The 11,457-nt window shown below is 52.2% G+C and carries 11 protein-coding genes; 2 read left to right on the forward strand and 9 right to left on the reverse strand.

Features of this window, described 5'->3' with window-relative positions:
• Positions 1 to 75 precede the first annotated feature (75 nt).
• The 3 genes from INT19_RS13965 to INT19_RS13975 are packed head-to-tail and all read right to left on the reverse strand — an operon-like array spanning position 76 to position 2,404.
• Positions 76 to 531 (reverse strand): thioesterase family protein, encoded by a 456-nt coding sequence (locus tag INT19_RS13965; RefSeq protein ID WP_193061218.1) that lies wholly within the window; start codon positions 529 to 531, stop codon positions 76 to 78.
• Positions 531 to 1,487, reverse strand: a complete 957-nt coding sequence (locus INT19_RS13970) for an L-carnitine dehydrogenase (protein ID WP_193061219.1) — start codon at positions 1,485 to 1,487, stop codon at positions 531 to 533. Before INT19_RS13970 ends, INT19_RS13965 begins: the two co-directional genes overlap by 1 nt.
• Positions 1,484 to 2,404, reverse strand: coding sequence for a 3-keto-5-aminohexanoate cleavage protein (locus tag INT19_RS13975; RefSeq protein WP_193061220.1), 921 nt, complete (start codon positions 2,402 to 2,404; stop codon positions 1,484 to 1,486). The genes INT19_RS13970 and INT19_RS13975 overlap by 4 nt, the downstream gene beginning before the upstream one ends.
• Before the next feature lie 125 nt (positions 2,405 to 2,529).
• Between INT19_RS13975 and INT19_RS13980 the strand changes: the two genes are divergently transcribed.
• Positions 2,530 to 4,044, forward strand: a complete 1,515-nt coding sequence (locus INT19_RS13980; protein WP_193061221.1) for an amidase — start codon at positions 2,530 to 2,532, stop codon at positions 4,042 to 4,044.
• A 53-nt stretch (positions 4,045 to 4,097) separates the two neighbouring features.
• Here the strand turns inward: INT19_RS13980 and INT19_RS13985 are convergent, their stop codons facing one another.
• Genes INT19_RS13985 through INT19_RS19810 form a run of 6 tightly spaced genes read right to left on the reverse strand, consistent with a single transcriptional unit; the run spans position 4,098 to position 9,964 of the window.
• Positions 4,098 to 4,379: an amphi-Trp domain-containing protein gene (locus tag INT19_RS13985; RefSeq protein ID WP_193061222.1), complete on the reverse strand. Its 282-nt coding sequence runs from the start codon at positions 4,377 to 4,379 to the stop codon at positions 4,098 to 4,100.
• On the reverse strand, positions 4,380 to 5,720 hold the full coding sequence (locus INT19_RS13990) for a metallophosphoesterase (RefSeq protein ID WP_193061223.1): 1,341 nt from the start codon (positions 5,718 to 5,720) through the stop codon (positions 4,380 to 4,382).
• A gap of 18 nt (positions 5,721 to 5,738) precedes the next feature.
• Positions 5,739 to 6,431: a histidine phosphatase family protein gene (locus INT19_RS13995; protein ID WP_193061224.1), complete on the reverse strand. Its 693-nt coding sequence runs from the start codon at positions 6,429 to 6,431 to the stop codon at positions 5,739 to 5,741.
• Positions 6,431 to 7,546 (reverse strand): HprK-related kinase B, encoded by a 1,116-nt coding sequence (locus tag INT19_RS14000; RefSeq protein WP_193061225.1) that lies wholly within the window; start codon positions 7,544 to 7,546, stop codon positions 6,431 to 6,433. Before INT19_RS14000 ends, INT19_RS13995 begins: the two co-directional genes overlap by 1 nt.
• Complete coding sequence (locus tag INT19_RS14005) at positions 7,543 to 8,445, reverse strand: GAK system ATP-grasp enzyme (RefSeq protein ID WP_193061226.1); 903 nt, start codon at positions 8,443 to 8,445, stop codon at positions 7,543 to 7,545. The genes INT19_RS14000 and INT19_RS14005 overlap by 4 nt, the downstream gene beginning before the upstream one ends.
• A complete protein-coding gene (locus tag INT19_RS19810) occupies positions 8,438 to 9,964 on the reverse strand; it encodes an aminoglycoside phosphotransferase family protein (protein ID WP_193061227.1) in 1,527 nt (508 codons plus the stop codon). The genes INT19_RS14005 and INT19_RS19810 overlap by 8 nt, the downstream gene beginning before the upstream one ends.
• A gap of 143 nt (positions 9,965 to 10,107) precedes the next feature.
• Here INT19_RS19810 and INT19_RS14015 point away from each other — a divergent pair, with 143 nt between their 5' ends.
• Positions 10,108 to 11,406: a GAK system CofD-like protein gene (locus INT19_RS14015; protein WP_226924660.1), complete on the forward strand. Its 1,299-nt coding sequence runs from the start codon at positions 10,108 to 10,110 to the stop codon at positions 11,404 to 11,406.
• Positions 11,407 to 11,457: the final 51 nt, after the last annotated feature.

The raw sequence follows: 11,457 nt of genomic DNA on the forward strand, positions 1-11,457 counted from the left end.
CGCACTGATGGACGGTTCTCATTATTTTTAGTGTTGCTTTGCTATGTGGTTTTACTCTGTGGTTTTGCTGTGTCGTTATCGCCGTATGGCAATAGTGCGGCCGGCCAACTCTGGCCATGTTGATGGCGCTGCTAGAGGCAATGCAGAGATGGCCTCTTCAACGGGGGCAGGGAAAGGCGCAGGGCGAGCGGTATCGATATCAATGCCCATCAGCATCTGCTCGCTGGTGGCAAGTAGGTTGCCTGTCTCATCCTGTAGCTTGAAGAAAATATGTAGGCGTTTGGTATCGTGATCCAACAGGGTCAACGCTACGCTGAGTGGTTGCCCTTCGTGGGCCTCGCGGCGATAACAAAGATGCGTCTCAAGGGTGTAGATCGTGTAGCCGTAGCATGCTCGGCCTGCGCTATCTAAGCCGATATGCTCCATGAGTTCTTCTACTGCCAGTGAGAAGACCCGGGCATATTCGGCGTCGTTCATATGGCCGTTGTAATCGACCCACTCTGAGGCAACGCGGCTTTGTAAAATAATCATTAGATACGTCCTTCCAAACCTTCGGCTTCAGGCCAATATTTTTGTACTAAGCTGAGCAGTTCCACCAGAAAGTCATCACGGCGGCGATCCAGCTCGGCCACTGAGCGACCAGCGGCTTGATGCTCGCAGCCTTCTACCACGCGATCAATCAGCTCGTTGGTAAGCTCGGGAGCTTCAAGCTTTGTCCACGGTAGTTTTAACGCCGGACCGAACTGTTCAAGCATGTGGCGCATCCCTGACTCGCCACCAGCCAAATGAAAGGTGAGAAAGGTGCCCATTAGTGGCCAACGCAAACCGCAGCCGTAGACGACGGCGGCATCTATCTCTTCGGTTGTTGCCACGCCATCATTGACTAGGTGTAGCGCCTCACGCCAGAGCGCTTCCATCAGGCGGTCAGCAATATGCCCCTCTATTTCTCGGCGCACGACCAGCGGGCGCATGGCGAGGGCTTGATAGCGCGCATGGGCACGCGCTAACTCGTCAGGCGCGGTGGCTTCCCCGCCCACCAGTTCCACGAGCGGCAGTAAATAAACGGGATTAAAGGGGTGTGCGACGATCACGCGCCCCGGTGCCCGCGTGCAGGCATGCTGCAAGTCAGTGGGTTTGAAGCCGGATGTTGACGATCCGATCAAGATCTCTGGGGCTGCTGCGGCATCCAGGGCGGCAAGTACCTCACGCTTAAGCGCGAGTCGCTCGGGTACGTTTTCCTGGATCAGGTCGGCACCTTCAACAGCGGCCTCAAGGCTTTCCACGAAGCGCAGCCGCTGGGGACTGGCGCCCTCGGCTAGGCCCTGGCGCTGCAAAGATCCCCATGCATTCTCAACGAAGGCGCGAGTACGCAGTGGTGCATCAGGGGCTGGATCAAAGGCCACGACGTCCCAGCCACGCGCCAGGGCGCGCGCGATCCAGCCATTGCCAATCACCCCTGTGCCTATAACCGATAGCTGTTGACTCATGCCTGACCTTCCGTGGTTAGTGCGTTGGAGTGGCTGCTGTGCGGATCGCGTAAGTTGAGGTGCACGCGAGTTTCTGCGGGTGTCATCACTCGGCCACCCAGGTTGTCGATGACAGTGGCGGCTTTCTCAACTAATTGCCCATTAGTCGCCATTACGCCCTTTTTAAGATAAAGATTATCTTCAAGACCGACGCGGGCATGACCGCCTAGTAGAACCGCCTGAGCCACCATGGGCATCTGATGTCGACCGATACCGAAAGCTGCCCACTGAGCGTTTTCTGGCAATTTATTGCGCATGGTCAACATCGTTTCAGTATCGGCTTCAGCGCCCCAGGGGATGCCCAAGCAGAGTTGGTAAAGAGGATCGCCATCGATCAGTCCTTCCTGCTGTAGCTGACGTGCGAACCAAACGTGGCCCAGGTCGAAACATTCAAGCTCTGGTTTGACGCCAGCGGCCTGCACCAGGCGGGCGTGCTCGCGTAGCCAGTCGGCAGGGTTTACGTAGACCATATCGCCAAAGTTGAGGCTGCCGCAGTCTAGGGTACAGAGTTCGGGCAAAAGCTCACCGACTGGCTCATGGCGTTGGGCGGGCGTCTGGATATCCGTGCCGGGGCCGCCGCGTGTGGGGTCCTGGGCGTCAGGAATCCAATCACCGCCACCGCCAGCAGTAATGTTCATGACAATATCCACGTTCGCTTCGCGTACGCGTTCCATTACTTCGCGGAAATGATCGAGAGAGTGGCTGATGCCGCCGGTTTCAGGGTCACGAACGTGGATATGCGCAACGCTGGCACCGGCTTTCGCGGCGGCAATACAGTCGTTAGCGATTTGTTTAGGTGTGATAGGCACATGTGGATTTTTGCCGGTGGTATCGCCTGCGCCGGTAACAGCGCAAGTTAAAATAACGTTGCGGTTCATTGGCCGCTCCTTGAGAGTGGTTCTAAGTAACATGCTTCAGTATGGCTAAATAGCGTGATGAAAATTGACATTAAGCGACGTTAAATATGCATAAAGCGTCGTTGTTAATAAGTGGAGTTAATGCGATGCATTTTGAGGATTACCAAAAGTTTGACGCCACTGGCCTTGCTGACCTGATTCGCCGCCGAGAGATAAGCCAAGCGGAGGTGTTCGATGCGGCAGTGGCTGCGATTGAAACGCTTAACCCCTCTCTTCATGCAGTGGTTCGAACACGCTTTGAAAAAGCGCAGCACGAGTGTAAGCACGTGTTGGAAAGCTCGGTGTTTGCGGGTGTCCCCACGCTAAGTAAAGGCTTATTGATGGCGCTAGCAGGCGAACCGCTGGCGTTCGGAAGTGCATCGTTATCAGCGTGGTGCCCTAAGCAAGATTCGCTGATTATTCAGCGTGCGCGGGCGGCAGGGTTAGTGGTGATGGGGCAAACGGCCACGCCGGAATTAGGGCTAATGGGGATTACAGAACCTAAGGCATTTCCTCACCCGCAAAACCCATGTCGAGAGGGCTATTCCCCAGGCGGCTCAAGCGGTGGCGCCGCAGCGGCGGTCGCTAGCGGGATGGTGCCTATTGCGTTGGCAGGCGATGGTGGTGGTTCTATCCGTATTCCCGCCAGTTATTGTGGTTTGTTCGGTTTTAAACCTTCTCGCGGGCGGGTGTCGTTAGCGCCTGCCCACGGCGAAGTCTGGCAGGGAGCGGTGGTCGAGCATGCGATCACCCGCAGCGTGCGCGATAGTGCCGCGTTGCTAGAACAGATTAACGGCATGGCACCTTCTGGCCCTTACCCAGTACCGCGGGAAACGGGCTATGTGGATGCTTTATCGGCCTCCTCTAAGCCGCTACGCATCGCCGTATCGCTGGGTGATTTTTTGAGCTATGGACTGGATACCCAATTAAGTACCGATGTGAAAATAGCGGTTGAGAAGGCCGCCAAGGCACTGGCCGACATGGGGCATGAGGTGGAGTGGTGTGAGCCACCGGTTGATGGTGACGCCTTGGCTGATAGTTACCTGACGCTCTACCTTGGCCATTTAGCCGCTGACCTCCAGTGGGTAAGCCAGCAAACCGGTGTGCCGGTGCATCGGTTAGCCATTGAGCCGTCTACCCGCGCCGTTGGTAGGTTGGGCGCTAAGCTTTCGGCGAAAGATTACGAGCTAGCCAAGCGCTATTGGCACGAGGCTGCCGAGCAGATGAGCCAGTTTCACCAGCGTTATGACGCCCTGGTGTTGCCGGTAGCCGCGGATACTGCTCCCAAAATAGGCGAGCTTTATCCCTCTGCGGCTCGCGAGCGATTAATGTCTCTGTTAGCGGTTCCTGGCGCATCAGCGTTGGCATTAAAAGCAGGGGTGTTAAAACACCTAGCGGTGGATGCGCTCAGCCGCACCCCGTTCACGCAATTGGCGAATCTTACCGGTCAGCCTGCTATGTCGGTACCTTTCCATGTGGCGGCCAATGGATTGCCCGTTGGGGTACAAGTGGTAGGGCGCCTGGGTGAGGATAAGCAACTGCTACAGCTGGCGGCGGATATGGAGCGGCATGGTGGTGGTGTTCTGGCCATGAAGTGCCTTTCAAATGAATCTAATGTCTAACCCTATCCAGCGTACTTTGTGCGAAGGCCCAGGCCATCCTGTTGCTGATGAGGTTACTGTTTTCCAGCGCTGGTTTTGATTTTTGGCGGTGTATCGGAAATTTTTTTCTCTTTGGTGCGCCATTTAATCTTCACTTCCACTTCCTGTTTATCGCCTTCATCGCTTGCCCGCAGGGAAACTTGCAATAGCTGTTGAGGTGAAAGCACTAGGTCATCGCCACTTTCCTGAAAGGCTAACTCGCCTTCTTTGATGGCATTTGCCAGAGTGACCAAAAGCGCTTGGGTTGACTGACGATCTAGTAGTGAGTCGTGGCTGAACTTAGTTTTTGACTTCATTTAGTTAGCTCCCGCCAGTTTTCCTTTGTGGTTGGGTTTGAACACTTTTGCCTGGGGGTAATCGCAGCTAAGGCCTATAACACCGCGTTTTTTATCAATGAGTGTCACTCCGACACCCTGGCCATCTAGCCCTTCATTTTTTCTGGAGTGAGCATCCAGAGTGATATCGGCTTCGATATGGATGAGACCGTTTTTAAGCGTTACTCGTTGCCCAAAGTGCTGGTTGATATGACCGTGAACTAGTACTTGAATACCCGCCCGGCGAGCAACGTTGGCACCGTACGGGGTAAGGGGTAGGTCGACTTTGCGGTATTTCGTTCGGAAGGTATTGGCGAGTGAGCCATAATAGAAGCTGAATAAATTTTGGCCCAACAGGTTTTTTTTGAAGGCTTGATTGGCATGCTTTACGCCATGATTAGCGAGTAGTTCGGCCATCTTGTCGTCAAGACCAGCATGCAGGAACAGAAATGAGCCACGCTTCTTTACGAGCTGCATCCGGCGAAAAAACCAGCCAAACTCGCCTGATTCTTTTAGGAACAGTGAGCGGCATTTCATGGCAGCCGCGTAGACTTGCTGGAGTGATAGATCGGCTTTTGCGCAATGTGCCTCGAAACTCTGGGCTTTACTCTCCATCTTGCTAATTTCACGGCCAATGCCTTCAGGGGTAAGAAAACCTGCGGCATAGAAAGGGAAGTTCTCGAACCACGCCTCGCTTGGAAAAAGGGCTTTACGGCATGCTGCTTCAGAAGGTATCTCTCTGTCCCATTGAGTATCTGCTAAGTACTGGTCGAAGACTTCTTTGAACAGTGGAACCACTTTCTTTCCCATGCGAACAAAGAGATGCTGGCTTCCGGCATCCGTCTCGCGTTTCAGGGATAGTAGCCCCATGAGCAAGCGTAAATCATGGTTGCCGGCAAGCAGTGTGATGTCCGCGTTGAGGCGGTATAAGTGAGCTAAACTGCGTAGCATCGTCAGGTTGCTTGGCCCTTTGTCCAGACAGTCTCCACCCACCACAATTTCCGCTTTTGTACCGAACTTAGTCAGCTCGTATTCACATGGGTGCGGTCCATCTCGCTCAATCACTCCTGCGGCAATTAATGAGGCCTCAAAAGCCTCGGCATCGGCGTGAGGGTCGGAGATAAATACGACAGGCTGCTTGGGCCAGGCAAAGCAACTTTTCCGTGAGCGCTTTAGGAAGGTGCTCAATGCATCATCATGGTTGACCGAGCTTTGATCATTAGGCCAGGGGACCCAATCTGTCGGCAGGCGCGCCAAGATAGCATCATGATACGGTTGCTTGCTTACCTTTGGAATAAAGTCCAACGCGGTCATCGTCGCCATCTTATAAGTCGCCACCTTTTAATCGATTGGGTCTGCCAAGTGCCGGTGCTTCCAGTTTCCATACAATCGGTTCCAGCCTTCCGCCTGTTGCTCGAAAACGACGGGATGCCCGTGAAACATACTTAACCGCTTAATATCGCTGAAGTGTATGACATTTAAATGATAGCTAGCGTGACGTATTGATGCGCCATGGCCAACAACCAGCTGTAGTCGGTTATCCGTTGCGCATCGTGGCGGTGTCTTTAAAAGTGCTGTTAAGTGTGCCGCGACTCGTGCGCCTGCTTCGATCAGGGATTCTGCACCCTCGAAAGGCAGCTTGAAGTGGCTGGCTGATTTCCAGCCTTCTGGTAAGGGCGCTAGGCGAGGATCCTGGGCAACGATCCTTTCTATTTCCTTAACACTGAGGTTGGCCAGCGCGCCAACACTGCGTTCACAAAGAGCTGAGAAGCTGCGTGAGCAGGGGGGCTCTTCAAAGAGTGTTGCTAGCTCTTCGCGGTAGATCTCAGCTGTTTGCCAGGCCCTTAACAGTGTCGAGGAGTGTATTTCGCTATTCAGTTGGTAGCCTGACGTAGATAGCCACTCGCCGAATTGCCGAGCTTGCTGTCTAACATCTGCTGCCCCTTTATCGGTCAGCGGATAAGGCTGTAAAGCGCTGGGTGTGTCCGCCCGTTGCGCGTACTCACCATGCCTAATTAGGGCCAGTGCCACCATCAGAGAATGCCTTTGGCTTGCAGCAGTTCAATGGCACGCTCAAAGTCTATGCTGCCGGTAAGGCGCAGTACCTGAACGCCCCGCAGGTTATCGGCATAGGTCTCGGCAGATTGAGTCTGTTCGGGAGGGAAGCGGCCATCCGCCTGCTGAAAAAATGCTCCTGGGCTTTTGCGTAAACCCTCAAGTGCCTCCGGCGTTTTCTCGCTATCCACACTGCTCAAGCGTGTGGGTTCCAGTGAGCTTAAGGACCAGTCAAGGAGTACCAGATTGCGTAGATTTCCGGAAATAGCTGTTTTGTTCTCGCCGTAGGCGTTGGGGATCAGCACATCATATTTTTGCTCAAGATCCCACAGCTGCCTTTTCGGCATGCGATCCAACTTGGCGCATTCCTCGCTGGTAAGCAGCGCAACCAAGCGTTCAGAGTTAAGCAGCGTGCCTGGGTTAACGCGTGGGTGTTTGGCGACACCGATAACGTTGACCTGACCCTCTTGTGGCTTAAATAAAATCCGATCGTTAGAGAGAAAGCACGCTTTTTCACTCTCCAGCGCTTTCAGCATTAACGTCGATTTACCGCCACCTGAGCTTGCGGCAATGGCGGTGGTGCTGCCATTAATGTCAAAGGCTGATGCGTGGCCCAATAGGTAGCCGTCACGCTGATGATAATTAAGAAACTGATTGTTTATAAAATTGACTACTTGAGATCGATGTTGGGTTAAATCGCCAGTCGCAACCGGGTCGGTTAACGACTGGAATAGCACCATTCCCGTACGTACTTTATGTATCCAGCGTCCTTTCGGTGTATCCACATAGGCTTCTTTTAGGCCAAGAGGACTGACTTTGTTGCGCTTAACGGGCACCCACTCAATCCCACTGGTATCAAACTGCCTATCGAGCAGGAATATCCGCTGTTCAGTGTGAGGAGGGAACGTGTGAGGGGAGAGCGAGTGAGGAGAGGAGCTTGCCGTCAAGCTGGCGTAGTACTGCTTAAGATAGTCCAGAATAGCTGGATTATCAGCCAGGACATGCAGTGTTAGTCCGTGGAACACCAACGGCAGCTCGTAGAGACAAGCAGCCTTAGCCAGCATTATTTGCTTCTCATCAAACAGATGGGTCATTCGGCGGCCTCTGCTTCAAGTTGGCTAAGGACATAATCACATAACTTTTCGCTGGCATCGATGCCACAGCCTTTTAACGCGCCGCTAAATCCGCCAAAGGCCGAAACCTCAAATACCACAGGGCCCTCATCGGTCAATGCAATATCTACGGTGGTAAAGCTTAGCGTGAAGCATGACTGGGCTTTTTGGCCAAGCTCAATCAGTTCCTGGCTTGGCTCATAGGCTTGATACTTTCCACCGCTGTGTATCGTTGTGTTCCATGCATCGCCACTGGCAACACGGGCATAGGTGCATAAATACTGGCCGCCCAGAAAGACCATGCCTAAGTCCTGACCACCTAAGTTAACGAATTTCTGTAGATAAAAAAGTCCATGTTTAGACTTAAACTTATTCAACTTTTGTGTGTTGGTCGCGACACCATCGGACGCTTTTAACACCACCATGCCTCGGGCTTTGGTCGAGTAGAGTGGTTTTAGGATTGCTGTTCCGAACACCTTGATGGCCTTTAATGCAGCCTCAATACTTTCTGTAACACGTGTTGATGGTAGAGCAATGCCGCCCGCGGCCAATGCGCCAGTGCCCTCAAGACGATTAATCAAACGCATTACCTCGCCTGGGCTACTGAAGCAGCGCACACCAGCCGCTTCAAGGCTGTAAAGCATCCGCAAACGATCATCTGCAGCAGGGGAGTACGTTTCGCTTATTTTTTTGATGATCACCCCGTCAAGCTCGTTGAGAACAATGTCTCGGTAGCGTAGCTTGCCTGTCTCTAGCTCTAGCACTACTTCAGACATATCGACGATGCAGCGGAAGCCGGTGTGCTTTTCCAAGTGATTTGCAAGAACTTCGGTTGACCACTTGCCAGGTATCCCGATAACTGCAATCCGCTTTTTAGTCATTAAAAATGTCCTCTAGGGGAAACCTGTAGTTCTCAAGTTCTTCAGGGTTCAGAAGTGTGATTGCTTCTAGCAGGTAGCTCGCTCTTAGCGCGAGTCGGTTGGCAAAGCTTTTGTCATATATAAAGCGCGTGGATGTCGCAAAGGAGCGCCCTAACGCAATGGCTAGACGCGCATCAAAGCTTGTATCGTTATTGTCTTTGGCAAATCGACACGCAAATTGATATAGCTGTCGGATCAATGCCATTAACTCGGCCCGTGGGGAAACATCCATAATGGGCAGCCGATAAATGGATGCCATGAGTACTGATAAGTCCTGAACATAGTCAGAGTAAGAGGCTCGGTGCAGATCGATAAAATAGATACGGTCTTTGAATTCGTCATAAATAATGTTGTCGACGTTGAAGTCACCGTGGATCAGAACTGAAAACGGTGCCCGGATGTGCTGCTCAAGCTTTTCAACGTGATCGATCAACTGGTCAAAGCTTGGTCGAGACAGTCCACAAATTAGCTGGCCCGTACTAAGCAGGCTGGGGTGAGTGTGGCGGGTTTCCGGCATCCGTTTACGCAACTGCTGCATATACTCGGGCTGAGCAGATTCGTTGGTACGTGACGTCTTCCAGATTTTTCTCAACGTCCGCTGGAGTGTGCGGGTAAGTTGCTTGGCCGATTTCCACTGGCCGTTTAACAGCAGCGATTCAAGCGTACGGCCGGGGAGGTGTTCAATCACCATCGAACCCAGCTCATCCCCCTGCTCGACATGATGCGAGAGCACCGTGGGCGCCACCTTGGGGTAGATCCGTTTCCATTGGTCTACCCCGTAAAGCTCTTCAATTACTTTCTGACTTTCCCCCTCTTTGTAGACTGCCATCATTTTGCCAGAGGTGGCGTGCTCGGCTTTAAGGGTAGCGATGGTGCTGCCGCTGCGGGTAAGCGCCAGCCGCTCAACGGTAAAATCGTCACTCTGGGCGGTCATTACGTGAGCGGCGTTTTGCAGCTGCTTGTAGTTTTGTAAGCGTACGGCGGGGCCAAAGTTGGCGGAGAGTAGGGCGTCGGCAAGCTCCGAAAGTAGATGAATCATGCGGTGAAGTTGAAAATCCACTACGGCGTTGTTACGCATGCCCGAAGCGCCAGGCTCGAAAGCAGCGGTTAAGCGGGCGGTTATTTTGGGAATTCGGTGACCGACTTTCAGGCCTTGTCGAGTGTTTGCATCATCGACATTAATCATCACCAACTTCAATGATTTACCTATCGATCGAATCAGCTTGGCATACTCTTTACGTGACTTGTCTGGGAGCTGTTTCAGAGCATTGATAGCGGTAAACTCTTGGCAGGCCTGCCCCAGTTGGTCAAGCAATCTTGCCAAGCGCTCAAGCGACTTGGATTGTTGAAAACCTGCACCGTCGACTTTACGTCGATGTACATCAACCGCTACGGCAAGTTCAACTTTCTCCAGTAGCGTGTTCCGGTAACCCTTGCGATTAATTAGGCGTCGCGCAGTAGAGCCACTTGGCTGAGTCACATAAACTTCAACTAACTCGAAGTGATTTTCGACTTCGAATCGTAGAAAATAAAAATGCTCTAGAATTGATGCGTTGATAGACTGCCTCACCGTAAAAAGTGTCAATCAAGGGGGGATTACTATAAGTAACTGTGCCATTTTTTATGTTACGTTTTCGTTACAATTCAAAGGGTTGTATGAAGAAAAATCGCTTTACTTGTGCTCATGTTAATATGCCCCGAGAGCTTTCTCAGGGGCAGGATTTGCGTCTTGCCAGATACCGTAAAACGCCGGAACTAGGGCCAAAAATACTTTTTTTCAGCGGTGGTTCGGCACTCAGGCACTTCTCTGAGGTACTGACAGACTACACGCATAACTCGATTCATCTTGTGACCCCTTTTGACTCTGGTGGCAGCTCCGCCGAATTGCGTCGAGCTTTTGCGATGCCTGCCGTTGGAGACTTGCGAGCTCGGTTACTTTCATTGGCTGACGATTCGGTGACTGGCCATCCTGACGTTGCTGCACTGTTTTCGCATCGTCTGACGGCTAATGAGCTGAAAGAAAGCGAAGAGAAGGCCGTGCTGGAGCAAAGCCTACAGGCACTGGTGAGCGCTAAGCATCCACTGCTCAAGGCGATTGCAGAGCCTATGCGGTCGCTGATTCAGAGTTATATCACTGCGTTTTATAAACACATGCCACAGGATTTTGACCTCGCTGGGGCCAGCGTGGGGAACTTGATCTTGACCGGTGGCTACCTTATTCACAATCGCTCACTGGACCCGATTGCTTTTCTATTTGGTCAGCTCATCAAAACACGCGGCACTGTTCGCACAACAACTGACGCTGACCTTCAGCTAGAGGTGTTGTTAGAGAATGGCCAGACAATTATCGGGCAGCATTGCTTTACCGGCAAAGAAACAGCAAAAATTGATTCACCCATTAAATCGATAAAACTATCGGGGGAAGCGGATGATATCGATACTTTGGATGTCTCCAAAGTTTGTAAAGAAACTCGCTTACTCATCGACTCTGCTGAGCTGCTGGTTTTTCCACCGGGTAGTCTTTACAGCAGCATTATTGCCAATTTACTCCCCAAAGGCGTGACCAAAGCATTGGCTAAAAATCCAGCGCCGAGGGTGTATGTGCCTAGTTTGGGAACCGATCTTGAAACGTTTGGGATGACGTTGGTTGACCAGATTAGAATGCTCAATCACCACTTGTCACTCAAACCAGTGCCATTCAAGTCTATGTCATTCAAACCTCAAACGAGGTCGCCAGAACGACCCTTAATAGACTTTCTGCTGTTTGATTCGCAGTTACTGAGTGTTTCAACTGAGCAGATGGAAATCATCAGTAAGCAGATGGGTATTCAAATTATCGATACGGATCTTGCAGCGGATAACGCTGATATAGACCGTTACGATGACGTTAAGTTAGCAGAAGCCCTACTTGGGCTTACCTAATCCCCCGCTAAATCCAAAACAGTGTTGAACCCGCCAGAGACTTCCCCGGAT

The sequence above is a fragment of the Halomonas sp. 3A7M genome, assembly GCF_014897875.1.
Classification (GTDB): Bacteria; Pseudomonadota; Gammaproteobacteria; order Pseudomonadales; family Halomonadaceae; genus Vreelandella.

Coding starts and splice junctions, on each gene's coding strand:
- INT19_RS13990 (WP_193061223.1), bottom strand. CDS start 5,720: ATGGCGACGATGACCGCGTTGGACTTTATTCCAAAGGTAAGCAAGCAA.
- INT19_RS13980 (WP_193061221.1), top strand. CDS start 2,530: ATGCATTTTGAGGATTACCAAAAGTTTGACGCCACTGGCCTTGCTGAC.
- INT19_RS14015 (WP_226924660.1), top strand. CDS start 10,108: ATGTTACGTTTTCGTTACAATTCAAAGGGTTGTATGAAGAAAAATCGC.
- INT19_RS14005 (WP_193061226.1), bottom strand. CDS start 8,445: ATGACTAAAAAGCGGATTGCAGTTATCGGGATACCTGGCAAGTGGTCA.
- INT19_RS13975 (WP_193061220.1), bottom strand. CDS start 2,404: ATGAACCGCAACGTTATTTTAACTTGCGCTGTTACCGGCGCAGGCGAT.
- INT19_RS13995 (WP_193061224.1), bottom strand. CDS start 6,431: ATGGTGGCACTGGCCCTAATTAGGCATGGTGAGTACGCGCAACGGGCG.
- INT19_RS13970 (WP_193061219.1), bottom strand. CDS start 1,487: ATGAGTCAACAGCTATCGGTTATAGGCACAGGGGTGATTGGCAATGGC.
- INT19_RS13985 (WP_193061222.1), bottom strand. CDS start 4,379: ATGAAGTCAAAAACTAAGTTCAGCCACGACTCACTACTAGATCGTCAG.
- INT19_RS14000 (WP_193061225.1), bottom strand. CDS start 7,546: ATGACCCATCTGTTTGATGAGAAGCAAATAATGCTGGCTAAGGCTGCT.
- INT19_RS13965 (WP_193061218.1), bottom strand. CDS start 531: ATGATTATTTTACAAAGCCGCGTTGCCTCAGAGTGGGTCGATTACAAC.